The organism is Myxococcus faecalis, assembly GCF_050039385.1.
Taxonomy (GTDB): Bacteria; Myxococcota; Myxococcia; order Myxococcales; family Myxococcaceae; genus Myxococcus; species Myxococcus fulvus.
Window position 1 is genome coordinate 1353231 of record NZ_CP144336.1, and the last position, 23698, is coordinate 1376928.

Annotated in this window: 19 protein-coding genes; 14 read left to right on the top strand and 5 right to left on the bottom strand. The window is 70.6% G+C overall.

The window, feature by feature from the left end; all coding sequences use genetic code 11:
* Nucleotides 1-89 precede the first annotated feature (89 nt).
* Nucleotides 90-482: a hypothetical protein gene (locus tag VZQ01_RS05165; RefSeq protein WP_426747035.1), complete on the top strand. Its 393-nt coding sequence runs from the start codon at nt 90-92 to the stop codon at nt 480-482.
* 60 nt (nt 483-542) lie between these two features.
* Here VZQ01_RS05165 and VZQ01_RS05170 read toward each other — a convergent pair whose 3' ends face one another.
* Nucleotides 543-2129 carry an amidohydrolase family protein gene (locus VZQ01_RS05170; protein ID WP_267696966.1) on the bottom strand — a complete coding sequence of 529 codons (1587 nt, stop codon included), beginning with the start codon at nt 2127-2129 and terminating at the stop codon, nt 543-545.
* Between the two features lie 252 nt (nt 2130-2381).
* Between VZQ01_RS05170 and VZQ01_RS05175 the strand changes: the two genes are divergently transcribed.
* Nucleotides 2382-2780 carry a GFA family protein gene (locus VZQ01_RS05175; protein WP_223751252.1) on the top strand — a complete coding sequence of 133 codons (399 nt, stop codon included), beginning with the start codon at nt 2382-2384 and terminating at the stop codon, nt 2778-2780.
* A 78-nt stretch (nt 2781-2858) separates the two neighbouring features.
* Here the strand turns inward: VZQ01_RS05175 and VZQ01_RS05180 are convergent, their stop codons facing one another.
* Entirely contained in the window at nt 2859-3485 is a 627-nt protein-coding gene (locus tag VZQ01_RS05180) for a hypothetical protein (protein WP_426747036.1), read from the bottom strand.
* Nucleotides 3486-3907: 422 nt separating this feature from the next.
* Between VZQ01_RS05180 and VZQ01_RS05185 the strand changes: the two genes are divergently transcribed.
* The 4 genes from VZQ01_RS05185 to VZQ01_RS05200 all read left to right on the top strand — a co-directional run bounded on the left by VZQ01_RS05185 (nt 3908) and on the right by VZQ01_RS05200 (nt 8575).
* Entirely contained in the window at nt 3908-4837 is a 930-nt protein-coding gene (locus VZQ01_RS05185; protein WP_426747037.1) for an arginase family protein, read from the top strand.
* Nucleotides 4838-4846: 9 nt separating this feature from the next.
* Complete coding sequence (locus VZQ01_RS05190) at nt 4847-5401, top strand: CGNR zinc finger domain-containing protein (protein ID WP_223751249.1); 555 nt, start codon at nt 4847-4849, stop codon at nt 5399-5401.
* 152 nt (nt 5402-5553) lie between these two features.
* Entirely contained in the window at nt 5554-7506 is a 1953-nt protein-coding gene (locus VZQ01_RS05195; protein ID WP_223785077.1) for a hypothetical protein, read from the top strand.
* 175 nt (nt 7507-7681) lie between these two features.
* Nucleotides 7682-8575 (top strand): Vgb family protein, encoded by an 894-nt coding sequence (locus VZQ01_RS05200; RefSeq protein WP_426747039.1) that lies wholly within the window; start codon nt 7682-7684, stop codon nt 8573-8575.
* 183 nt (nt 8576-8758) lie between these two features.
* On the opposite strand, the gene dusA is transcribed toward VZQ01_RS05200, so the two are convergent.
* Nucleotides 8759-9757 (bottom strand): tRNA dihydrouridine(20/20a) synthase DusA, encoded by a 999-nt coding sequence (dusA, locus tag VZQ01_RS05205; protein WP_223751318.1) that lies wholly within the window; start codon nt 9755-9757, stop codon nt 8759-8761.
* 152 nt (nt 9758-9909) lie between these two features.
* Between dusA and VZQ01_RS05210 the strand changes: the two genes are divergently transcribed.
* From VZQ01_RS05210 to thrA, 6 genes are all read left to right on the top strand, one after another.
* The gene (locus tag VZQ01_RS05210; RefSeq protein WP_426748930.1) at nt 9910-10812 is read left to right on the top strand and encodes a LysR family transcriptional regulator; all 903 of its coding nucleotides are present in this window, start codon (nt 9910-9912) and stop codon (nt 10810-10812) included.
* A 124-nt stretch (nt 10813-10936) separates the two neighbouring features.
* Complete coding sequence (gene trxA, locus VZQ01_RS05215; protein ID WP_141330114.1) at nt 10937-11263, top strand: thioredoxin; 327 nt, start codon at nt 10937-10939, stop codon at nt 11261-11263.
* 190 nt (nt 11264-11453) lie between these two features.
* Nucleotides 11454-12080: a DUF47 domain-containing protein gene (locus tag VZQ01_RS05220; protein ID WP_223751244.1), complete on the top strand. Its 627-nt coding sequence runs from the start codon at nt 11454-11456 to the stop codon at nt 12078-12080.
* Nucleotide 12081: 1 nt separating this feature from the next.
* Nucleotides 12082-13107, top strand: coding sequence for an inorganic phosphate transporter (locus tag VZQ01_RS05225; protein ID WP_141330118.1), 1026 nt, complete (start codon nt 12082-12084; stop codon nt 13105-13107).
* Between the two features lie 76 nt (nt 13108-13183).
* Nucleotides 13184-14761 (top strand): adenylate/guanylate cyclase domain-containing protein, encoded by a 1578-nt coding sequence (locus tag VZQ01_RS05230; RefSeq protein ID WP_426747040.1) that lies wholly within the window; start codon nt 13184-13186, stop codon nt 14759-14761.
* Nucleotides 14762-15120: 359 nt separating this feature from the next.
* Nucleotides 15121-17574, top strand: coding sequence for a bifunctional aspartate kinase/homoserine dehydrogenase I (gene thrA, locus VZQ01_RS05235; RefSeq protein ID WP_426747041.1), 2454 nt, complete (start codon nt 15121-15123; stop codon nt 17572-17574).
* On the opposite strand, the gene VZQ01_RS05240 is transcribed toward thrA, so the two are convergent.
* A complete protein-coding gene (locus VZQ01_RS05240) occupies nt 17496-19622 on the bottom strand; it encodes a sensor histidine kinase (protein WP_426747042.1) in 2127 nt (708 codons plus the stop codon). The genes thrA and VZQ01_RS05240 overlap by 79 nt on opposite strands.
* Before the next feature lie 297 nt (nt 19623-19919).
* On the opposite strand from VZQ01_RS05240, the gene VZQ01_RS05245 reads away from it, so the two are divergent.
* The gene (locus VZQ01_RS05245) at nt 19920-21524 is read left to right on the top strand and encodes a hypothetical protein (RefSeq protein WP_223751240.1); all 1605 of its coding nucleotides are present in this window, start codon (nt 19920-19922) and stop codon (nt 21522-21524) included.
* Nucleotides 21525-21562: 38 nt separating this feature from the next.
* Complete coding sequence (locus VZQ01_RS05250; protein ID WP_223751239.1) at nt 21563-22069, top strand: hypothetical protein; 507 nt, start codon at nt 21563-21565, stop codon at nt 22067-22069.
* Nucleotides 22070-22482: 413 nt separating this feature from the next.
* On the opposite strand, the gene rsgA is transcribed toward VZQ01_RS05250, so the two are convergent.
* On the bottom strand, nt 22483-23571 hold the full coding sequence (gene rsgA, locus VZQ01_RS05255) for a ribosome small subunit-dependent GTPase A (protein ID WP_223751238.1): 1089 nt from the start codon (nt 23569-23571) through the stop codon (nt 22483-22485).
* Between the last annotated feature and the right edge of the window lie 127 nt (nt 23572-23698).

The window sequence follows — 23698 nt, forward strand, 5'->3', positions numbered from 1 at the left end:
CGGTTAATCAGGGAGGAACGTAGGGTGGCCTCCACTCGCCGACGGGGAGGTCCCGGCCACGGCGGGCTGACAATCCACGAGGTCAATCCATGTTGAAGCAAGTCATGCGGCCGTTGTTCCTGGGAGCGCTGTGCATGGGCATGATCGCCTGTGGTGGCACGCCGATGGACGAGGTGGCTCCGGAGACGGAGGACCTGGGCCAGGTGGAGCAGAACGCGTGCAGCGTCGGGACGTACCAGGGCGCGTGTCGCGACTACGGCAGCGGCGGATGGGTGGACGGGAGCTGTCCGGCCGCGACGCCGTACAAGTGGAGCTTCTGGAACTGCTCCCAGTACATGGCGGGCTCCGGTCCGACGGCCCAGTACTACCGCCAGTACTGTTATGACCTGCAGCTCTACACCTGCCACAGCAGCATCAGCACGCCGCCCGCCGGCAGCCCGCCGCCCGTCGGCCCGCCGCCTCCCTGCAAGCAGAACTGCTGAGCCCCGCCTGAGATGAGCCGTGGTCGCGCCAACTGCTCGCGCGCGACCACGGCTCCGGCATCAGTTCGCGAAGCGCGCCTCGAAGTTCGTGAACTGCGCCTCCAGGCGCCACTGCAGCGCCGCGCGCTTGTTGGCCCCCAGGAAGGTCTGACACGACGCGGACGGGCCCGCCTCGCCCGCGTCGTCCTGGGCGCAGGCCGCCACCCGGGCCGTGAAGACATCCCGCTGGGCCCACAGGCTGTCCCCCTCCACGAAGGCGTGCTCCAGGCTGGCGCGCGCCAGCTGCTTGAGCGTCTTGTAGTCGAGCCCCTGGACGGTGGCCGCCGCGACGTACTCCTGGGTGATGTCCCCCCGGAGGATGCCGGAGTCATCCGTCGCCAGCGTCACCGGCACCTTCTCCACCAGGTACGCGGAGAGCGGATGGTCCGTGCCCTTGACGCCCAGCAGGACGTTGTTCGAGGACAGGCAGATCTCCACCAGCACGCCTGCCTCGCGCATGTCGCGCAGGAGCGCGTCGACGCCCTCCCCGTCCGTTTCGCCCAACACGTCCACCCCGTGGCCGATGCGCTCCGCGTGCGCCAGCTTCACGGCGTTGCGGATGTGGAAGCGCAGGTGCCCCTGGTCCTCGGGCTTGAGCACCTCGGGGATCAGCTCGCCCGCGTGCAGGGAGACGTGCACCGTCTTGCGGCCGGGCGTGGTGTCGTTGTGGTCATCCAGCGTGCCCAGCGCGAACATCTCGTCGTTGTAGTACGCGAGCGAGTTCGGGTGCTCCTCGGGTGACACCAGGTTGACGCCGACAATCTGGGGCACGCGCTGGGCCAGCTCGAAGGCATACACCCACTGGCCGAAGACGTTGGCCCGCTCCGCCGTGCGGTTGGCCGACACCAGCAGCCGCACCTCCACGTCGCAGCCCGGGTCCGCCTGGGGCGTGCCACAGGCCATCACCTGCCGGCTCCCCACCAGGAAGCTGGCAATGCTCTCCGCCTGACGGGTCAGCGCCGTCTGGAAGTCCGGCAGGGCGATGAGCTGCTCGCGCTTGGCCAACAGCGTCGGCGCGTCCCAGGGGTCCGTGGGCGAGAACAGCGGCGCGGCGAGCCGTCCCCCCGTGCTCGCGCCGAAGCCCTGCATCAGCTCCACGTAGACCTGGTTGTGCTGGCCCGCGCGGGAGAGGATGTCCGCGTAGATGTCGTCCCCCCGGGCCTCCGTCTGCACCGCGCCGTACTTGGCGAAGGCATCGAAGAAGTGCTGGTGCGCCTCCAGCAGCGGACCGGTGAAGCCCTCCATCGACCAGGCGCCCATCACCGCGTCATAGAGGGCCCGGTCCGACGCCGTGTTGGACAGGGGCGTCGCGCCCTGCTCACAGGGGTTGCTCGCCACGTAGGTGGTGGGGTTGACGCAGGCGCCGTCCTCGGAGCCCCATTGGATGAGCTTCTCCATGGTGATGGCGCCGGAGGTGTGGCTGTGGAGGTCGCCGCCCTTGGGCATGTCGCGCAGGAAGGCGGAGAGCGCGATGGGGTTGGAGCGAAGGGTCTCCATGTGCTCCTGCGTCAGGTCCTCGGGGGGACGCGGAGTGGGAGGCTCCGGCTCCTCCCTGCAGGCACTCAGGCCCAGCGTCATCGTGACGACGACCAGCGAAAGCTTGCTCATGTGGGGACCTCACGGCGGGGGTGTCCGAGGAGCGTCTTGTCCGCGGGGCGGCGAACACCAGTCGGCGCGGGCGCCATGCGTTCCCTGCCGCGCATCGGGCTGCGCCAAGAGGGACTTTTCAACCATGACCCACGCCCTCGCGCCGCCCCTCGACGGTCTTGACGTGCTGGCGCGCCGTCCGGAAGGTTGCACTTGTCTGTCCGCGGCTGAAGCCGCAGGCTCCCCGCCCCCACCCTTCGGACGAGGTCATCCATGCATCGGGGTTCCTGTTTGTGCGGCGCGGTCCGCTTCACCGTGGAGGGCGAGCTTCCCGCCCCCGACGCCTGTCATTGCACGAAGTGCCGCAAGCACTCGGGGCACTACTTCGTGTCGACGGACGTGCCCCGCTCGGCCGTCACCCTCGAGGGACAGGACCAGGTCCGCTGGTTCCAGTCCTCGGAGAAGGCGCGGCGCGGGTTCTGCTCGGTCTGCGGCGCGTCGCTGTTCTGGGACCCGCTCCAGCGCGACTGGATTGGAATCGCCATGGGCGCGTTCGACACGCCCACGCGGACGCGCGTGGCGCTCCACGTCCACCTGGCCAACAAGGGCGACTACTACGAACTGGAGGAAGGGACGCCCCGGTTCGACACCATTCCGCCCAGGCCCCACTGAGGACGGGAACAACGGCCCAAGCACCCAGTTCGGGTGCCCGGGCGGGACCGACTCACGCCGCCGTGAGCCGGCCTGAGGTCACTCCTCGACCAGCTCGGTGAGCGCCGGGCAGTAGGTGGCGTACCCATGCCCGGTGAATGCGCCGTCCTCCATGACGGCATCCACGTCGAACGCCACGAAGTGTGACGCGGGGAACTCGCCGGTCTTGGCGCAGGTGGCGCAGAGGGAGGCCGCCACGGGCGTGAAGGTGAAGCTCGAGCTGTGGTCGAACCAGTTGAGGCTGAGCGAGCCATCGAAGTCGACCAGCGTCGCTCGCGGCTCCCCCTCCGTGGTCGTACCGCTCTGCGGCGTCGCGTCCACGGGCACCTTCACGTCGTAGACGTTGACGAGCTGAGCCGGCACCGACGAATCCGGCGAGGGGCACTCGCCCGGGGTCCCGTTGTTCAGCTCGATCCAAAGGGTCCACGACCCGTCCGGGCTCTCCGGCTCGGTGTAGCCGAAGTACGCGTTGGTCAGGACGCGCGAGTTGTCGCCCATGCGGATGGTGGCCGAGGTCTCACGGCAGGCCCCCTCGCAGGTGGTGAACGGGTCAGGCGTCACGCCCGCATCGGGCTCCGTGCCAGCGTCGGGCTCCGTGCCGGCATCGGGCTCCGTGCCGGCGTCGGGCTCGAGGCCCGCGTCGGGTTCCGAGCCCGAATCGGGCACGGTGCCGGCATCCGGCGGGGTCCCCGCGTCGTCGCCCACTTCGGGCGCCGACGGCTTGTCATCAGAATCACAAGCAGAGAGTGCGGCAACAGCAACGAGGGAGACAAACATCCAGGAGAGAATCGAGCGTTGCAGGGTCATGTATCAGGATTGTTACGGTCCTCTCCGAGAGAAGCGAGCAAACTCAACGCCCCGCGTCACAATGTTTCAGTCTCACTCCCGAGCGCCCCCGTCGAGCGTCTCGATTCCACCGAGGCTGGACGATCTTTGCGCAGAAGCCGACGAATTCGGGGAATAAACATGCATCCGAGCTGAAACCCCCTATCGCAATTTGGCGGTTGCAACTGCGCCACCTCCGCCCTAGCTTCACTGAAACCATTAAAATACATTTGATGGTTTCCGGCCATCAACAGGGAGCGCCCATGTCATCGCCCATCGCCCTCGTCGCCGTGCCCTCCGGTCTGGGTCTGAGCCGTCCGGACGGGCGGATTCCCCGTGTGGACCTGCTTCCCGAGGCCCTGATGGAGGCGGGCCTGGGACTCAAGCTCCAGGCGAAGGTGGAGCACACCGTGACGCCCCGGCCCTATGTGGAGCAGCGCGACGCCCGGACGCACATCCTCAACCCCCATGGCATCGCCGAGCTGAGCCTCCAGCTCGCGGACGCCGTCGAGGCCATCGTGCGCGCCCGGCGCTTCCCGCTCGTCCTGGGCGGTGACTGCAGCATCCTGCTCGGGTGCCTCCTGGGACTGAAGCGCACCGGCGCGCACTCGGGGCTCGCCTTCATGGATGGACACACCGACTTCTGGCCGCCGGAGGCCTCCGAGCTCGGCGGCGCCGCGGGCATGGACCTCTGGCTCTCCACCGGCCGGGGCCCCGCCCTGCTGTCGAACCTGGAGGGCCGAGGTCCCCTCGTCCTCGACGAGGACGTGGCCGTGCTCGGCGTCAGGGACCCGGAGCGCCAGGGAGAGAAGGTCGGCGCGGAGGACGCGCGCGACACGGGCATGGCCTGGCTGGACCTGGACGTCCTGCGCGCGCAGGGAATCGCCGCCGGAGCGAAGCGCGCCCTCACCCGCTTCAAGGAGCGCGGCGTGCGCGGCTTCTGGATGCACCTGGACGCGGACGTCATGGACGACGCGGTGATGCCCGCCGTCGACTCGCGCCAGCCCGACGGCCTGCGCGTGGCGGAGCTCGGGGAGCTGGTCGCCCGGCTCGTCGACTCGGGCCTGGCCGTGGGCCTGGACGTCACCATCTACGACCCGAGCCTGGACCCCCGGCGCGACGCGGCCCGGGCCCTCGTCGAGGCGCTCACCCGCGGCCTGGGGGCCCTGGTGCCCACGCCCAGGACACGATAGGCCCACCGCATGGCCGATGCGCGCAGCCCCGGACTTCCCACGGACGTCGTCCTGCTCCTCGAGTTCGTCAACACGCTCGACGTGGAGAAGCTCGTCGACGCCGTGCCCACCCCGGCCGCGCTCGACGCCTGGTGCCGCGCACGGGGCCTGGTGGCGGCCTCGGACACCTTCTCCCCGGACGCCTTCCGCGCCGCCATCGACGCCCGCGAGGCCCTGCGCGCCGTGCTCCTCTCCCACACCGGCGAGCCCCTGGCCGCCTCGGATTTGAAGACGCTGGAGCGCGTCGCCGCCTCCAGCCCCCTCACCGTGGGCTTCGGCCAGGACGGCGTGTCGCTGCGCCCCGCGGCCACCGGCGGCTGGAAGGCCCTGGGCGCCCTGTTCGCCGCCATCGTCTCCACCCAGCGCGATGGACACTGGCCCCGGATGAAGGTGTGCGCCGCGGGCGCGTGCCAGGAGGCCTTCTACGACACCTCCAAGAACCGCTCCGGCCGGTGGTGCTCCATGGCCGTGTGTGGCAACCGCACCAAGCTCCAGCGCTTCCGCGCCAGCCCGCCCCGACGCTGAAGCACCTCCACATCCGCACGGGATGAGCGCCAGGGCTTCACTCCCGGGCCGAATCTCGCGGGTAACACCCGGAAACTCCTCGCCATCCGCAACCCGGCGCGTCGACTCCCGAGAATTGGGAATCTCGTACGGCAGCTAGGAGCCCACACCCCATGGGAACTGGACGCGTTGGTGACGGTGGAGCAGCAGAGGCGGCACGCAGGGCGGCGGAGGCCGCGCGCAGGGCCGCGGAAGAGGCGGCGCGCAGGGCGGCGGAGGCGGCTCGGCAGGCTGCCGCGGAGGCCGCGAAGAAGGCCGCGGAGGCGGCCAAGAAGCTGGCCGCGCAGAAGAAGGACGTGTCCACCTTCGAGCCCGCGGGCGCGAAGAACAAGCTGAAGCTGGATGGCCAGGGGGCCCCCTCGACGTCGCTGTTCACGGAAGACAGCAAGGACGCCAAGGTCAACTGCCTGGACAAGGCCGCGGACTTCATCAACAAGTCCTCGCCGGAGCTGCAGGGTCGCTCGGACCTGGTGTTCCTGAAGGACTCGCGCGCGGGCGCCGAGGGCCAGTCGGGCCACGTCGTCGTGCGCCAGGGCGAGCGCGTGTTGGACCCCAGCAACGGCAAGAGCTGGGACGACATGAAGTCGTACCTCCAGGGCAACTCGCACTACAGCGAGGCGGGCTCCCTCCCCGGCACCACCGCGGCCAAGGTGTTCGGCACCGAGGCGGGCTCGCCCGAGCGCGCCCAGGCGCTGGCGGACGCGAACGTGTCCCCCGAGCTGCAGCAGATGATGGTGGCCGACTACCCGGCGGACGTGGGCAGCGTGCCGGACGCGGCCAACGTGCAGCCGCACGAGACCACCATCCCGGGCCAGGCGGGCCCCGTGTCCGTGGAGTTCAGCGACACGCTCGAGAAGGACGTGAAGAAGGAGGACGGCTTCGTCACCGTGTCCATCAACGCGGAGACGTCCGTGTCCGCGTCGGGCTCAGTGGAGTTCAAGAAGGCCAAGGTCGGCGTGGGCGCGTCCGTGGAGGGCAGCGTCGAGGCCGGCAAGAGCATGACGTACGAAGTGAAGATGACGGAGGCGGACTTCGAGAAGCTCAAGCGCGGTGAAATCGCGCCGCCGCACCCGCTCAACCCGGAGACGATTCCGGATGGCACGTCCATCAAGATGGAGCAGAGCCAGTTCACCGGCTACGGGCTGGACGTGGGCCTGTCCTACCACGCGGTGGAGCTGGGCATCTCCGGCGACGTCAAGAGCGGCAAGGGCATGTCCATCGAGGTGAGCCGCGCGGGCGACAAGCTGTCGATGACGACGGGCCCCACGGAGTTCATCGAGAACAACGGCAAGGTGACGCTGGGCGCCGGCCCCGTCTCCGTGAGCATGGGCCGCGAGGACACGCTCAAGGAGTACAAGCTGCGCACCGCCGAGTTCGACCTGGGCAACCCCGAGGGCCAGAAGGCCTTCGAGGCCTTCGCCAAGGACGGCCGGATGCCGGAGAAGGAAGGCCCGGGCGTGTCCAACACGCTGCGCTTCGACAAGATCAACTACGAGTCGACGGGCGGCAAGGTGGGCATCGACGTGGGGCCCTTCAGCATCGAGACCGACGGCACCACCAACACCGGCGACTACCTCATCACGCACCACCCGGATGGGACGAAGTCGCTGACGTCCGACATCACCTACGGCGGTGACCACCCGGACATCACCCTCGAGCAGAAGTACGACAAGGACGGCAAGCTCGTCCCCGGCTCGGAGAAGTTCGCGATGAAGTTCGACACCAAGGACGACAACGCGCGCGAGCTGCTCGTGTACTCGTTCACCGGTGACGCCGACAAGGCGAAGGCCGCGCGCGAGCACGACAAGCCGATCACCCTCAACCTGACGGCCGACGACATCGAGGAGATGCAGCGCCGCTCCGGCATCCAGGCGCAGAACGGCGGGCACATGGGCATCAACGTCCTGCTCACCGACTACGACGGCAAGCCCAATGACCCGCTGATGGCGGTGCGCAACATGGCGTGCTCGCCGGCGTACAACGAGTACAAGCTGGCGCAGAGCTACTTCGGGCTCTTCATGGACGAGGGCAAGAAGCCCCTGTCGGGCGAGCTCGTCATCGGCTGAGCCAGCACGGTTTCACCCCCGCGAGCCCGGGTCCTCGAGGTGAGGGCCCGGGCTTCGTCGTGTCTGTCGTGGAGGGAACACGCGCTCGCGCGGGGCGAGGTGACGCTGGACGAGGTATCACGTCCGGGCGAGGGTCCAGGCCTCCACCTCGCGCTCGACCTCCGGGAGACATCCGATGACGCAGGCCCCTGGACGCATCACGGAGTACCCGCTCACGGCGGCTGGAACCGGGCCCTATGGAATCTGCGCCGGGCCTGACGGCGCGCTCTGGTTCACGGAGGTGCACGCGGGCCGCGTGGGACGCATCGAACTGGACGGCGCGGTGACGACCTTCGCGCTGCCGACGCCGGACTCGGGGCCCTCCGTCATCACCGCGGGGCCCGACGGCGCGCTCTGGTTCACGCAGCAGAAGGCGAACCGCATCGGCCGGGTGACGACGCGCGGCGAGGTGCGTGAGTTCCCGCTGCCGACAGAGGGGGCTGGCCCGTTCGGGCTCTGCGCGGGGCCCGACGGCGCGCTCTGGTTCACGCAGCTGTCGACGCATCGGCTGGGGCGAATCACCGTGGAGGGCGCCGTCACCGAGTTCGCGCTCGAGGCCGGCAGCTACCCGTCGTTCATCACCTCCGGACCGGATGGGGCGCTCTGGTTCACGCAGAACGCGAGCAATCGCATCGGGCGAATCACGGTGGACGGGCAGGTCTCCGGGTTCGCGCTGCCCACGCCGAAGGCGGGCCCCGTGGGAATCACGCGGGGGCCGGATGAGGCGCTGTGGTTCGTGGAGCTCCTCGCGGACCGCATCGGGCGCATCGGGCTCGACGGGGGCATCACCGAGCATCCGTTGCTTCGGACCGGCGCGAAGCCTCACGCCATCGTCACGGGCGCCGACGGCGCGCTCTGGTTCACCCAGTGGGGAAGCAATCACCTCGGACGGATGACGACCTCGGGCGAAGTCACGGAGTACGCCATCCCCACCGCGAAGGCGGAGCCGCATGGAATCTGCTCCGGGCCGGATGGCGCGCTGTGGTTCGCGCAGGAGGTGGGGAAGATAGGGCAACTGGCGCCGCGCTGAGGGCTCGGCGCGAGCAGCCCAAACCCCGCGGGGGGACACGTCGCGAGAGCCGCCATGGCGGCGTCGCGTTCAAGACGTCCCTCGGCGAGCCTCCGCCAGAAGTCCCTCCGTGCATGCGCCTTTACGGGACGATACGGCGACGGCAGGCACGCAGCGCACCGCGCCCTTTCGGGTCCGCGCCGCTCAGGCCGCGACGACCGCGTCGGGCTCGCGGCGCACCTTGGCGAGCGCGGCCACCACCACCTCGGGCCCGGCGCCGGCCTTGTGCGCGTTCTCGCTCAGGTGCCGTCGCCACGCGCGCGCGCCCGGCAGGCCCTGAAACAGGCCCAGCATGTGCCGCGTCACCGCGCTCAGCGGCGCGCCCTGCTGCCGGCGGCGCTCGATGTACGGGAGCATCGCCTCCACCACCTCATGGCGCTCGCGCGGCGCCTGAGTCGCGCCGAAGAAGCGGCGGTCCGCCTCCGCCAGGAGGTACGGGTTCTCGTAGACGGCGCGGCCAATCATCACCCCGTCCACGTGCTTCAGGTGCTCGGCCGCCGCGTCCAGCGTCTTGATGCCGCCGTTGATGCTGATGTCCAGGTGCGGCAGCTCCTGCTTGAGCCGGTGCACCAGGTCGTAGCGCAGCGGCGGCACGTCGCGGTTCTCCTTGGGGCTCAGTCCCTGGAGCCACGCCTTGCGCGCATGCACGATGAAGCGCGTGCACCCTTCCGCCGCAATCAGCCGCACGAAGCGCTCCAGCGTGGGCCACTCCTCCAGCTCGTCGATGGCGATGCGCGACTTCACCGTCACCGGGATGCTCACCGCCGAGCGCATCGCGCCCACCAGACGCGCCACCAGCTCCGGCTCCGCCATCAGACACGCGCCGAAGCGGCCTGACTGCACCCTGTCGCTGGGGCAGCCCACGTTCAGGTTCACCTCGTCGTAGCCCCACGACTCGGCGATGCGCGCCGCCTCCGCCAACGCCTCCGGCTCCGAGCCCCCCAGCTGGATGGCCACCGGGTGCTCGGCCGCCTCGTAGCCCAGCAGCCGCTCGCGGTCGCCGTGGAGCACGGCGCCCGTGGTCAACATCTCCGTGTACAGGAGCGTGTGCTGGCTGATCTGGCGGTGGAAGTACCGGCAGTTCCGGTCCGTCCAGTCCATCATCGGCGCGACACACAACGGCATGGGGCTTGAGGGCATCATGGGCAGGACCTGGGAAACGTCCTGCATCTACCCGGCTTTTCCTCCCCTGCCCACCCCCCAGTGACGCCCGGAGGCCCGAAGAGCGAGGAGCCGGACGACCTCCCCGGCTAGGCTCCACCTCCGTGCCTCCGAGCCCGCCCCTGCTGGACGACATGCTGCTCTTCACCGAGGTGGTCACCTCCGGAGGGCTCACCGCCGCGGCCCTGCGGCTGGGACTGCGCAAGTCCACCGTGAGCCGCCGCCTCTCCGCGCTCGAGGCGCGGCTCGGGGTCCGCCTGCTGGAGCGCAACGCGCGCCACCTGCGCCTCACCGAGGCGGGGCGCGACTACCATGTCCACTGCGCGCGGCTGGTCTCCGAGGCCCGCGAGGTGAACCGCGCCCTGGGCGAGTCGCGCGCCACGCCCCAGGGCACCCTGCGCATCGCCACCCTCTCGCTGCTGGGCGAGCTGCTCACCCCGCTCATCGCGGAGCTGCTCCTGCACCACCCGCTGCTGCGCGTGGAGCTGGCGCTCGCCGAGGCCCACGTCGACCTCATCGCCGAGGAGTACGACGTGGCGCTGCGCACCGGCCCGCTCGCCGACTCGTCGCTGGTGGCCAGGAAGCTCGGGCGGCTGCGCACCGGCTACTACGCCAGCCCCGCGTACCTCGCCCGCCAGGGCACACCCCGCACCCCCGCCGACCTCCAGGGCCATGCCTGCGTCGTGCTCGCCGAGCCCGGCACCGACGAGGTCTGGTTCTTCGGTGAGGGCCGCGAGGCCTCAAGCCACCCCGTCACCGGACGCCTCCGCGTCCCCAGCGTGCGCGCGGGACAGGCCGCCGCCCGCGCGGGCCTGGGCGTGGTCCGCCTGCCCGCCTCCCTCGTCGTCGACGACGTGCGAAGCGGCCTGCTCGTCCCCGTCCTGGAGGCGGCGACGCCGCCGGGCCTCCCCGTGTTCGCCGTCTACCCGAGCAGCCGCCAGCTCCCACCCAAGCTGCGCGCCTTCCTCGCGCTGCTCTCGGAGCGCGGCGCGTCGCTGCCCTGGGAGACGGAGGCGCCCCCTCCCCGGAGGCGTTGAGGGCCCTTCACGCAACCTCGCGTTCCGTGAGGGATGCTCGTCTCCGAGCCCCCCGGCCACTACATGTCCTGCTCGAACCGAGGCACGGCCCCGACGCCGCGCCTCCAACGCAGGAGGACAGGACATGGCCACGGACGTCATCGAGCTGGGCGACGCGCGGTTCCACCAGGAGGTGCTCGAGTCGAAGGAGCCGGTGCTGGTGGACTTCACCGCCGCCTGGTGCCCGCCGTGCCGCGCCATCGCCCCCACCGTGGCCGCGCTCGCCACCGAGTACCGGGGCCGCCTGAAGGTGGCGAAGCTGGACGTGGACGCGAACCAGGAGACGGCCCAGCGCTACAACATCCGCTCCGTCCCCGCCCTGCTGCTCTTCAAGGACGGCCAGGTCGTCCAGCAACTCCTGGGCGCCATGCCCCGGGCGAAGCTGGAACAGGCGCTGCTTCCCCACCTGTAGACCTGGGGGCCCCTCCCTCTGGCGGGCTAATGGCTCGATACAGCGAGACTCGGGGCTCCTGAGCCCGGCATTCCGTTGCAAGTCAAAAAGGAAGGCTGGCGATTCTCTCCAGGTGAGGTAGTCACGGGCCGCCTCGGCTGTGTCACACGAAGGTGACACCCGGGGCATGCCCCCATCCGGGAGGGAAGCGATGCTCGAAAGGCTGATGCCCAAGTCGGACGAGTTCTTCGACGACTTCGACAAACAGTGCGCCGCCACAGTGCAGGGCGCGAAGATGCTTCACGAACTGCTCAGCGACTACACGGACGTGCCCAGGCGGGTCCAGGCGCTCAAGGACGTGGAGCACCAGGGTGACGAGGTCACCCATACCGCCTTCAACCGTCTGCACAAGCAGTTCATCACCCCGTTCGACCGAGGGCAGATCCACTCGCTGCTGTCGCGCATCGACGACGTGCTGGACCTGGCGAACGCGGCCGCGTCACGGCTGCACTACTACGAAATCCAGAGCAGCCTGCCGGACGCGACGGAGCTGGCGCGGCTCCTGGTGCTGTCCGCCGAGAAGGTGCAGGAGGTGGTGGCGGCGCTGCGGCTCATCAAGAAGCCGGAGCAGATCCTCGCCGGCTGCAAGGAGATCAAGCGCCTGGAGACGCAGGCGGACGAAGTGCTTCGCTCGGGCCTGGGCCGGCTGTTCAAGAGCGGGGTCGACACTCTGACCATCATCAAGTGGAAGGAGATCTACGACCTCATCGAGACCGCCACGGACAAGTGTCAGGGCGTGGCGAACGTCATCGAAGGCGTGGTGCTGGAGCACTCCTGAGATGCTACTCGCGGCCGTCATCGTCATCGTCGGAGTGGCGCTCATCTTCGATTTCATCAACGGCTTCCACGACGCGGCGAACTCCATCGCCACCGTGGTGTCCACCCGGGTGTTGTCACCGAACCTGGCCGTGGCGTGGGCCGCCTTCTTCAACTTCGTGGCCGCCTTCGGCGGCGGTGTCCATGTCGCCAACACCATGGGCAAGGGCATCATCAACTTCGAGATGCTGCGCGCCACGGGCCCCACCGCGGTGCTGTCGGTCATCTTCGCGGCGCTGATGGGCGCCATCGCCTGGAACCTGCTCACGTGGTGGTGGGGGCTGCCGTCGTCGTCCTCGCACGCGCTGGCGGGCGGCATGATTGGCGCGACGCTGCCGGTGCTGGGGCTCAAGGGCCTGATGGGCGCGGGCATCGCGAAGATCGCCGCCTTCATCGTGCTCTCGCCGCTCATCGGCACCACGCTGGGCATGACGCTGATGCTGGTGAGCACCTGGGTGGTGCACAAGCAGACGCCGCGCGTGGTGGACGTCTGGTTCCGCCGGCTCCAGCTCGTCTCGTCCGCCATCTTCTCCTACAGCCACGGCACCAACGACGCGCAGAAGGTGATGGGCATCATCGCCGTGGTGCTCTTCGGCACCATCTGGGCGGACCGTCCGTTCCACATCGACTGGTGGATGATCATCTCCTGTCACGCGGCCATCGCGCTGGGGACGTTCTTCGGCGGCTGGCGCATCATCCGCACCATGGGCCACAGCCTGACGAAGCTGGCGCCCATCGGCGGGTTCAGCGCGGAGACCGGCGGCGGCGTCACCATCATCGCGCTGGCGGAGCTGGGCATCCCCGTGTCCACCACCCACACCATCACCGGCGCCATCGTCGGCGTGGGCTCCACGCGCGGCTGGCGCGCGGTGAAGTGGGGCGTGGCGGGCCGCATCATCTGGGCCTGGGTGTTCACCATCCCCGCGTCCGCGCTGATGGCGCTGCTCATCTACGGGATGACCCAGGTCGTCGTCCGCCTGGTGGGCTGAGGGCCCGCCACCCTCCCCGCCCGCGCCGGCCACTTCCTTCGGGAGGCCCGCGGGCGGGTGTAGCATCCCGGGCGCCATGCGCCTCATCCTCAACCCTGGGCGGGAGGGCGAGCAGGAGCTGCTGCTCCCCGAGGGCGTCACCACCATCGGCAGGACGGAGGAGAGCTCCGTCTGCGTGCTCCACAAGAGCCTGTCGCGCAGGCACGCGCGCCTGGAGCGCGAGGGCTCGCGCGTGGTGCTGGTGGACCAGGGCAGCAAGAACGGCACCTTCGTCGGCGAGCAGCGCGTGGAGCGCCATGAGCTCGACGCGGGCCAGGCCTTCCGCTGCGGCGAGGTGTGGTTCCAGCTCCTCGCGGCGGACCCCGACCTGGACGCGGGGCTGAGCCCGCTGCACACGCGCACCCTGGACACGCGCTTCTCGCCCGCGCCCGGTGAGCTGTCCCTGGACGCACCGCGCCTGCGGGTGCGCCCGGAGCCGGAGGCGGACGCGACGCGCGAGCGGCTCCAGGTGCTGCTCGCGGTGGCGCAGCTGTTGTCGTCGCCCGGCTCGCTCGACTCGCTGCTGGAGCGCATCCTCCAGCTCGTCTTCCGCGTGCTCGGCGTGGACCGGGCCGCGCTGCTGCTCATGGACGAGGCCACCGGCGAGCTGCGTCCCCGCGTGGCGCGCGCCGCCACCGGCGAGGTGCTCTCCGAGCGCTTCCACAGCCAGCACATCGTCGACTCCGTGCGCAAGCACGGCCTGGCGGCGCTCTTCGCCAACGCCCAGCAGGACGTGCGACTGGACAGCTCCGTCTCCATCCGCGCGCAGTCCATCCACTCCGCCATGTGCGTGCCGCTCAAGTCCCGGGACACGTGGCTGGGCGTGCTGTACGTGGACAACCGCTCGCACGGGGGCCTGTTCACGGAGGCGGATTTGGAGTTCCTCACCGCCTTCGCCCACCAGGCGGCGGTGGCGCTGGACAACGCGCGGCTGACGCGGCGCCTGGAGGAGGAGGCGGTGCTGCGCAACACGTACCTGCGCTTCTTCCCGCCCGCCGTCGTGCGCAGGCTGCATGCCTCGCCCGGCACGGCGCTGGAGGTGGTGGAGACGGAGGTGACGGTGCTCTTCGCGGACATCTCCGACTTCACGCCCCTGTCCTCCTCGCGCGGCCCCCGGGACGTGGTGGACATGCTCAACGCGTACTTCCCGGTGATGGCGGACGTGGTCTTCCGTCACGAGGGGACGCTGGAGAAGTACATCGGCGACGCGCTGATGGCGGTGTGGGGCGCGCCCTTCTCGCGCGAGGACGACGCGGACCGGGCCGTGCGCGCGGCGGTGGACATGCAGCGCGAGCTTGCGGGGCTCAACGCGCGCTTCCGGGCCCGGGGACAGCCGGAGCTGCGCATCCACGTGGGCCTCAACAGCGGCCCGGCCGCCGCCGGCAACATCGGCTCCGAGCACTACCTCCAGTACGCCACGCTCGGGGACGTCACCAACGTGGCCAGTCGGGTGTGCGGCGTGGCGAAGGCGGGCCAGGTGGTGCTCTCCGAGGCCACGCGCGTGAGGCTGCGCGAGTCGCGCTGGCCCTTGACGACGCTGCCCCCCACCCACGTGAAGGGCAAGCAGGAGGCGCTGACGCTGCACCGCGTGGAGTGGGACGTGGCGGGTGGGTGAGCCGTCGTCCCCCCGTCCGGGAGGGCGGCTTGACTCGCACCGGGCTCATCGGTCAGCGTTCGGGTTCGTGAACGGCATCGGCCTCGACCTCGCGTGGACCTCGGGATGGACGTCCCGGACCTCCGCGCGCGCGGCGACCTTCACCTCCACGACGACGACGACGACGCACACGACGACCCGCGGAGCGCGGGCGGTCTAGCTCGGAATCGCTGTCCTTCCGACCAGGCCCCGCGCTCCCCGGCGCGGGGCTTTTTTCGTTTCCCTCCACCCACCAGGAACCCCATGCAGACCCAGACCCCGACGACGACGCCCCGCCCGCCCGTGTCCCTCGGCCGCCTGCTCCCGAGCGAGGTGCCGTCATGCGGGTGATGAAGTTCGGCGGCACCAGCGTGGGCGGCACCGCGCAGATGCGGCGCGTGGTGGACCTGGTCGCCCGGGCACGTCAGGAGACACGCGTGTGCGTGGTGGCCTCGGCCGTCTGTGGCATCACCAACCTCCTGGTGGACACGGCCCGGCTCGCGCAGGAGGGCCACTCGGTGGAGGAGCCCCTGTCGCGCTTCGAGCAGACGCACCTGGGCATCGCCCGGGAGCTGGGCGGAGAGCTGGAGGCGCTGGCCCCGCTGGAGCTGGGGCTCGCCGCCATCTCCACCGAGCTGCGCGGGCTCTTGCAGGGCGTGGGGCTGCTGCGCGAGTGCTCGCCGTCGGTGCTCGCGCACCTGTCGGGCCTGGGCGAGCGCGCCTCGTGCCTGGTGCTGGAGGCGCTCCTGTCCGCGCGCAAGCTGTCGCCCCACCTGGTGGACCCCAGGCAGGTGCTCATCTGCGCGGGGGACCCGCTGCAGGCCACGCCGCGCATGGACGAGATTCGCGCCAGGTTCGCCCCGCTGCGCGACGCCCAGGGGCCGGGGCTCCTGCTGATGCCGGGCTTCTTCGGCGGTGACGCGCGCGGCAAGACGATGTCCCTGGGACGCGGCGGCTCGGACTACTCGGCGGCGCTGGCGGCGGCGGCGCTGGACGCGGCGCTGCTGGAGATCTGGACGGACGTGGACGGCATCTACAGCGCCGACCCGCGCCTGGTCCCCGAGGCCTTCCCGCTGGCGGAGGTGAGCTTCGAGGAGGCGATGGAGCTGGCCTACTTCGGCGCCAAGGTGCTGCACCCCAAGACGATTGCCCCCGCGCGCGAGCGCGGCATCCCCGTGCGCGTGTGCAACAGCTTCAAGCCCGAGCACCCCGGCACCCTCGTCACCGACAGGGCCGCCCCACCCGAGCACCCGGTGCGGGGCCTGTCGTTCCTCAAGGACGTGGCGCTGGTCAACATCGCCGGCGCGGGGCTCAAGGGCGTGCCCGGCACCGCCGCGCGCGTCTTCGAGTCCATGGCCCGCGCGGGCATCTCCGTGGTGCTCATCACCCAGGGCTCCAGCGAGTGCTCCATCAGCTTCTGCGTGCAGCAGTCGGAGGCCGACGCCGCCGTGCGGGCGCTGGAGTCGGAGTTCGAGGTGGAGCGCGAGGCCGGCAAGGTCGACACCATCGAGCGCCAGGGCCGGCTGGCCGTGCTCAGCATCGTCGGCGACGGCATGCGCCACCGCGTGGGCGTGGCGGGCACCTTCTTCAGCGGCCTGGCCGACGTGGGCTGCAGCATCGCCGCGATTGCGCAGGGCTCCAGCGAGCGGAGCATCTCCGCCGTCATCACCGAGGCGGACGGCCCGCGCGCCATGGCGCACGTGCACCACCGCTACTTCGGCACCACGGAGGTGGTGGAGCTCTTCGTGGCGGGCGTGGGCAGCGTGGGCGCGGAGCTGATGCGGCAGGTGCGCCAGCAGGCCCCCCACCTGCGCGCGCAGGGCGTGGACCTGCGCGTGTGCGCCATCGCCAACAGCCGGCACGCGCTCATCGAGCCGGGCGGCGTCCCCCTGGGCGAGTGGAAGGAGCGCCTGGAGGCAAGCCGCGCCCCCGCGTCGCTGGAGTCCTTCCGCGAGCAGGTGCGGGCCAAGCGGCCCGGCCGTCCCATCTTCGTGGACTGCACCAGCAGCGAGGACGTGGCGCTCGCCTACCCGTCCCTCCTGGCCGCGGGGCTGCACGTCGTCACCGCGAACAAGAAGGCCAACGCGGGGCGCATGGCCCACCACCGCGCCATCCGCGAGACGGCGTCGCGGCACCAGCGCCGCTTCCTGTACGAGACGAACGTGGGCGCCGCCCTGCCCGTCATCGACACGCTCAAGAACATGCTGCGCACTGGCGACCAGGTGCACCGCATCGACGGCATCCTCTCCGGCTCGCTGTCGTACATCCTCGGCCTGCTGGAGGAAGGCGTGCCGCTGTCGCGCGCGGTGGGCTCCGCCATGGAGAAGCGCTTCACGGAGCCGGACCCGCGCGACGACGTGCAGGGCACGGACGTGGCGCGCAAGGTGCTCATCCTCGCGCGCGAGCTGGGCCGCCCCGTGGAGCTGGAGGAAGTGGCGCTCCAGTCGCTCCTGCCCGAGGACTTCGACGCGTCCGGTCCGCTCGACGCGTTCCTCGCGCGGCTGCCGTCGCTCGACGAGGGCTTCCAGCGCCGGGTGGAGGCGCTGCGCACGGAAGGCAAGGTGCTCCGGTACGTGGGCAGCGTCGGCCCCGAGGGCTGCTCGGTGGGGCTCAAGGCCGTGCCGCTCGCCAATCCCCTGGCCGCGGTGAAGGGCGGAGAGAACGCGCTGAGCTTCCTGTCGGAGCGCTACAGCCCCACGCCGCTGGTCATCCGGGGCTATGGCGCGGGCGCGGCGGTGACGGCGTCCGGCGTGTTGGCGGACGTGCTGCGGCTGGTGGAAGGTCCGCTGCCGTGAGTCCAGCGGGGCAGCTCGACGACGAAGCGGGCGCCCCGCCCCGGCTCGCTCTCCACCCAGACCTCTCCGCCGTGGGCCTGGGCGATTTGACGGGTGATGAAGAGGCCCAGGCCCAGGCCGCCGTAGTTGGGTGAGGCGGCGCGCTCGAAGCGCTCGAAGATGCGCCCCTGCGACTCGCGGGGGATGCCCATCCCGTGGTCCTCCACGCTCAGCCACACCCGCTCGTCGTGGTGGGCGGACAGCCGCAGTTGGATGGGCCGGCCCGCGCCGTACTTCACCGCGTTCGTCAGGAGGTTCATCAGCACCTGCTCCAGCCGCAGCCGGTCCCACCGGCCCGGCAGGGACCCGGGGGTGTCCAGCACCAGCTCGCAGCCCGCCTTCTCCAACTGCTCACGCAGGTGGCCCACCACGTCGCGCGTGACGGCGACCAGGTCCATGTCTTCCAGGCGCAAGGACAGCCGCGACTCGTTGATGCGCGAGACATCCAGCAGGTGCTCCACCAGCCGGGACAGCCGCGACAGCTGGCTCTCGCACACGTTCAGCATGCCGGACAGCCGCGCGCGCAGGCCCGAGTCCGCCCGGGGCCGCGACAAGAGGGCGCCCATCTGCTGCATGCGCAGCTTCATGGACGTCAGCGGCGTCTTCAGCTCGTGCGAAGCGATGGAGAGGAACTCGTCGCGCACGCGGATGGCCTCCTGGGACTCGCGGTAGAGCTGCGCGTTGTCGATGGCGTACCCCGCGCGCCGCCCGAGCTCCTCCGCCAGCGCCACCTCGTCCGCGCCGAAGGCCCGCGCCCCCTGTCGCGACACGAGCGTCAGCACGCCCAGCCCCCGCCCGCGCGCCTGCAGGGGCACGCTGAGCGAAGGCTTGCCGCCCCACGCGCGCACGTGGCGCCACCGCGGTGAGCCCAGCCCTCCGTCTCGCAGGATTCCATGGGGCACCGGCGAGCACTCCGAGCGCCCCGACGCCATGACCCCCACCGGGCCGTACGTCACGCCGGGGACCAGCGGATGCGCCTCGAGCAGCTCCCGCACCTCGCGCTCCACCTCGGGCGAGCGCGCCGCCACCGCCACCGGGTGCAGCCCGCGACTGCCGTCGGGCATGAAGACGATGCACACGTCCCCCAGGCGGGGCACCGTCAGCTCCGCGACGCGCTGGAGCGTCGTCTCGTAGTCGAGCGACGTGCCCAGCTCCCGCCCCGCCTCCGCGAGGAAGCGCTGGGACTCCTCCAGGCGCTTGCGCTCGGTGATGTCGGTGGAGATGCCGCAGACGGCGTAGGGCACACCCGACGCGTCCAGGAGCGGGAACTTCTGGGTGATGTGCGTGTGGACGCCGTCCTCTTGCGGGACGCGCTCCTCGCGCACCACGGGCAGCCGCTGCTCCAGCACCTGCTCGCTCAGCGCCTGGAACTCTCTCGCGCTGTCCTCCGGGAAGATGTCGTGCACCGTCTTGCCGAAGACCTCCTCGCGCGTGCGGTGGAACATCAGCTCCCACTGGCGGTTCACGAAGATGTAGCGCCCGTGGGTGTCGAGCAGGAAGAAGACGGAGGTGGCGTTGTCCAGGATGGCGCGCAGCTGCCGCTCGCTCTGCTGGAGCGCCTCCTCGGCGCGCTTGCGCTCGGTGACGTCCAGCAGCACCGCCAGGGAGCGCACGCAGGCGCCCGAGGCGTCGCGCTCCATGATGGCGGACAGCAGCACGTCCAGCCGCGTCCCGTCCTTCTTCACCAGCTGGTACGGCACGTCCTTGCAGCGGCCCGTCCTGTGGAAGGCCGGCAGCACCTCCTCGCGCGCCCGCCGGGCCGACTCCTCGGTGAGGAACTCCGTGGAGTCGCGGCCGAGCACCTCCTCGCGCGTGTAGCCCAGCGTGGCCAGCCAGCAGTCGCTGACACTCACCAGCCGGCCCGCCCGGTCGATGGAGTGCATCATCACCGGCGTGTTGTTGTAGAGCGTGCGGTACTTCTCCTCGCTCTCGCGCAGGGCCCGCTCGACGCCGGCGAGGTCCCGGGACGCCTCGGGAGGTGACGCGGGGCTGTCGGACGGGTGGGGCATGGCGAGGAGGCGATGGGCCGTGGGGTCGCCCGCCCTCCGCGCGTGACGCCCTCCTCAATGATTGGCGCGCCCCCGGGCCCCGCCAACCCGGCCTCCGCGCCACCCCCAGGTCGGCCAACCCACCGAGCCCCGGAAGACGGGCACGCCCGCCAGGATGCTGTCCCGCACCCGGCCCTCACGACGGACAAGCCTCATCCCACGGCCTTCTCCGGGTCCTCCGTGTTTGAAGTTCCCGGACGTCCCGTCGAGAATGGCCCGCCACCCATCTCAGGCGACGAAAGGAAGGGGGAGGACGGAATGTACGTATCTCGCAAATCAGCGTGGGCCCGCACAGGCGCGACGCTGGCACTCGCGCTCGGTCTCACCGTGCTCGGTTGTTCCGACAAGGAGGGTGACGACGACAAGGACGAGGGGACGCCCGTCACGGCCACCCTCACGGGCCGGGTGACGTTCGACTCCGTCCCGGCCGTCTACACGCCGACGACGCGCCAGGGCTCGCTCGCCTTCAACCAGGTGAGCGTCAAGCCCGTGCGCAACGCCACCGTGCAGGTGCTCCGGGGCAGCACGGTGCTCGCCTCGGCGACCACCGACGACGACGGCCGCTACCAGCTCACCTTCACGGCCGGCGACCAGGCCGACGTGACGCTGGCCACGCTCGCCAAGACGACCACGCCGGACATCCAGGTGGAGGACAACACCGACGGCAACGCCATCTGGGCGGTGGTGACGCAAATCAAGGGCGGCACCACGAGCAAGGACCTGCACGCGGGCCACGGCTGGAACGGCTCCAGCTACACCGCCAACCAGCGCGTCGCGGCGCCCTTCGCCATCCTGGACGCCATGTACACCGCGTCCCACGCCTTCCTGGCGGAGCGCCCCGTGCCCTTCCCGCCGCTCAAGGTGAACTGGAGCCCGAACAACGCCCCGCAGAACGGCGACAAGGCCCGGGGCCAGATTGGCACCTCGCACTTCTCCCCCAACGAGAACGAGGTCTACGTGCTGGGCCTCGCGGGCGCGGACACCGACGAGTTCGACAGCCACGTCATCGTCCACGAGTGGGGGCACTTCTTCGAGGCCAACCTGTCGCGCGCCGACAACCCCGGTGGCCCGCACTCCTCCGGCGACGTGCTGGACCCGCGCATCGCCTTCGGCGAGGGCTACGGCAACGCGCTGTCCGGCATGCTCCTGCCCAGCTCCATCTACGTGGACACGCTCTGGAGCGGCACCCGGCTGGGCGCGTTCGGCTTCGACCTGGAGACGCCGCCGACGACCACGGACGACCCGAACCCGGGCGTCTTCTCCGAGTTCAGCATCATGCGCTTCCTCTACGACCTGCACGACGAGTCGACGCTGTCGGAGACCCCGTTCGACCAGGTGTCCCTGAGCCTGGGCACGCTCTATGACGTGCTGGTGGGGCCGCAGCGCACCACGGAGGCGGTGACCACCGTCGGCTCCTTCATCCACGGCCTCAAGGCCCAGCCGGGCGTGGACGCCGCCGCGGTGGACCGGCTCGCGGCGCACTACAACATCGGCGCCATCCGCTCGGAGTGGGGCGAGGGGGACACGGACCTGTATGGCATGTACAAGTTCGTGACGGTGCCCTTCTCGGAGAACAACTTCTTCACCCGAGGCGAGCCCTTCAACCAGCGGCAGCAGAACCGGTACTACGTCTTCACCGGCAATGGCCGCAGGATGACCGTCACCGCCGACTCCACGGAGGACGTGAGCATCCTCGCCCTGCAGCAGGGCGCCACGGCGGGTGAGGCCGACCGCTTCACCACCGGCAAGGAGACCTTCGACTTCAACAGCCAGACCGACCGGCGCTACGTCCTGGTCACGACGGGCTGGGCCGACGAGGGCTCGGGCAACTACAACTACACCCTCTCCATCAGCAGCCAATGAGCGGACCTCTCACTCCTCCCGCGTTCCCAGGAGCACCCATGAATCGCATTGCCTCCGCGGTCCTCTCCGGCCTCCTGGCGCTGATGGCGCCCGTGGCCTGCACCTCTCCGGCGAAGAGCAGCACCCCGGCGGACAGCGCCGACCACCCGGGCTCCACCGCCAAGCTCAGCGCGCCCGTGGACGTGGGCGCCAAGGTGTCCGACACCAGCGCCACCGTCTCGCTGCGCTTCCAGGTCCCCGGCGAGGATGTCCGGGTGGAGGTCTCCGGCGTCGACGGGCTCCAGGTGACCAGCAGCACCTCGCCCGTGACGGGCGTGAGCGTGGAGAAGGCGGCCGTCACGAACCTGGACGTGGCCTTCGCGCCGGGCGCCGGACGCTCCCACCTGGTGGTGACGGTGAGCGGCATCTTCCAGGGCGTGCCCCTGACGAAGGTGGCCAGCTTCGCCGTCGGTCAGCCCACCGAGCAGCAGAAGGCGGACGGCTCCGTGGTGACGGATGACCAGGGCCAGCGCATCAAGATGATGCCCTCGTCGGACACGAAGTAGTCCACGACGCGGGCGGGTCCGAAGAAGGACCCTGAAAAGAACCGCGGGGAGCGCGCCCCCTCGACGCGCTCCCCGCCGTATGAAGGACTGCGAGAATTCGTACCTCCGGTCCAGCGTGAGCGCGCCCCTCGGCGCACCCTCCGGAAGCCACGCCCCTCCCCAGGGGCGCCCCCTCAAAAGGTCCGAGGCGAGCCCCCCGGCGCGCCTCTTCCCCCCTCGAACGTCGGACGTTCGAAAACCCGAGTGCCGGTGATTCCCCCGGACACTCCCCCCACCCACCTGCCCGGACGCTCAGCGCCCGAAGCCCTCGGACATCCAGGCTCTGCCCGGGTGTCCCCACCTTTCGAAATATCCAAACGCGGCCCGTCGGAATCCTTGAGCGGAGGATTTACGGCGAATTTTCGGTCCGGGTTTCAGTCCCGTCGGCGCTTGGCGCGGGTGATTTCCCAGCCCTGCACGGAGCGGCTCTTGTCGATGCGCCGCTGCTCCTTCTGCAGCGCGGTGCTCGACTGACGCGCCTGGAAGGCCTTCTCCTTTTGCAGCTTCTCGAAGCTCGAGAGGCGCTCTTCGGGGAGGGCCCCGGACTGGACGGCGGCGCGGACGGCGCAGCCGGGCTCACGCTGGTGCGTGCAGTCGCGGAAGCGGCAGCCCTCGGCGAGCTCGAGGATGTCGGTGAAGGCCTGCTCAATCGCCTTCTCCTCCTCGCCGAGCAGCCCCAGCTCGCGCATTCCGGGTCCGTCGATGAGCAGCCCCCCGTGGGGGAGGCGGAACAGCTCGCGGTGGGTCGTGGTGTGACGCCCCTTGTCGTCCTCGTAGCGCACCTCCTGCGTGGCCAGGCGCGACTCACCCAGCAGGCGGTTGACGAGGGTGGACTTGCCCACGCCGGAGGAGCCCAGCAGGGCCCCGGTGCGGTGCTCGGGGATGAGGGCCCGCACGGCGTCCAGCCCCTCGCCGGTCCTGGAGCTCAGGGCCAGCACGGGGACGCCGGGGGCCAGCGCGGAGACCTCCTCGACGACGGCGTCGGCGTCGTCATGGAGGTCCGCCTTGGTGAGCAGCACCGCGGGGGAGGCGCCGCTCGTCCAGGCCAGGGTGAGGGCGCGCTCGATGCGGCGGGGGTTGAAGTTCCCGTCCAGGCCGGCGACCAGGAGCACCACGTCCAGGTTGGCGGCGATGAGCTGCACCTCCCTCTCGCGTCCCACCTCGCGGCGCGCGAGCAGGCTCTTGCGGGGGAGCACGGCGTGGAGCATCCCCTCCCCTTCGCCTGGAGGAAGCTGGAGGGCCACCCAGTCACCCACGGTGGGCAGGGACTCGGCGCTGGAGGATTGGTGGAGCAGCCGGCCGGCGGTGCGCGCCAGCAGGGTGCGCTCCGCGGTCTGGACGGTGAGCAGCCCTCGGGCCTGGCGCACCACGCGGCCGGGGACGAGGGGAAGAGGGGACGACTCGACGAGGAGGGAGAAAGCCTGGGCCAGCTGGGGCCCCCAACCAAAAGTTTCGAGAGACACTGAGAAGGACTCCGGACAAGGCGGTGCCTGCGGCGCACCTGGATTCGTCAGGGCACCCGGAGCGAGGACCGCGCTGTGACGGACCTTCACGTCGGCCTGTTCAGGCCGACGTCCTCCGGGCGAACGG

Excerpts from the sequence above, each read along its gene's own strand:
- VZQ01_RS05165 (WP_426747035.1), top strand. The coding sequence starts at position 90 with ATGTTGAAGCAAGTCATGCGGCCGTTGTTCCTGGGAGCGCTGTGCATG.
- VZQ01_RS05170 (WP_267696966.1), bottom strand. The coding sequence starts at position 2,129 with ATGAGCAAGCTTTCGCTGGTCGTCGTCACGATGACGCTGGGCCTGAGT.
- VZQ01_RS05175 (WP_223751252.1), top strand. The coding sequence starts at position 2,382 with ATGCATCGGGGTTCCTGTTTGTGCGGCGCGGTCCGCTTCACCGTGGAG.
- VZQ01_RS05185 (WP_426747037.1), top strand. The coding sequence starts at position 3,908 with ATGTCATCGCCCATCGCCCTCGTCGCCGTGCCCTCCGGTCTGGGTCTG.
- VZQ01_RS05190 (WP_223751249.1), top strand. The coding sequence starts at position 4,847 with ATGGCCGATGCGCGCAGCCCCGGACTTCCCACGGACGTCGTCCTGCTC.
- VZQ01_RS05195 (WP_223785077.1), top strand. The coding sequence starts at position 5,554 with ATGGGAACTGGACGCGTTGGTGACGGTGGAGCAGCAGAGGCGGCACGC.
- VZQ01_RS05200 (WP_426747039.1), top strand. The coding sequence starts at position 7,682 with ATGACGCAGGCCCCTGGACGCATCACGGAGTACCCGCTCACGGCGGCT.
- dusA (WP_223751318.1), bottom strand. The coding sequence starts at position 9,757 with ATGATGCCCTCAAGCCCCATGCCGTTGTGTGTCGCGCCGATGATGGAC.
- VZQ01_RS05210 (WP_426748930.1), top strand. The coding sequence starts at position 9,910 with ATGCTGCTCTTCACCGAGGTGGTCACCTCCGGAGGGCTCACCGCCGCG.
- trxA (WP_141330114.1), top strand. The coding sequence starts at position 10,937 with ATGGCCACGGACGTCATCGAGCTGGGCGACGCGCGGTTCCACCAGGAG.
- VZQ01_RS05220 (WP_223751244.1), top strand. The coding sequence starts at position 11,454 with ATGCTCGAAAGGCTGATGCCCAAGTCGGACGAGTTCTTCGACGACTTC.
- VZQ01_RS05225 (WP_141330118.1), top strand. The coding sequence starts at position 12,082 with ATGCTACTCGCGGCCGTCATCGTCATCGTCGGAGTGGCGCTCATCTTC.
- VZQ01_RS05230 (WP_426747040.1), top strand. The coding sequence starts at position 13,184 with ATGCGCCTCATCCTCAACCCTGGGCGGGAGGGCGAGCAGGAGCTGCTG.
- thrA (WP_426747041.1), top strand. The coding sequence starts at position 15,121 with ATGCGGGTGATGAAGTTCGGCGGCACCAGCGTGGGCGGCACCGCGCAG.
- VZQ01_RS05240 (WP_426747042.1), bottom strand. The coding sequence starts at position 19,622 with ATGCCCCACCCGTCCGACAGCCCCGCGTCACCTCCCGAGGCGTCCCGG.
- VZQ01_RS05245 (WP_223751240.1), top strand. The coding sequence starts at position 19,920 with ATGTACGTATCTCGCAAATCAGCGTGGGCCCGCACAGGCGCGACGCTG.
- VZQ01_RS05250 (WP_223751239.1), top strand. The coding sequence starts at position 21,563 with ATGAATCGCATTGCCTCCGCGGTCCTCTCCGGCCTCCTGGCGCTGATG.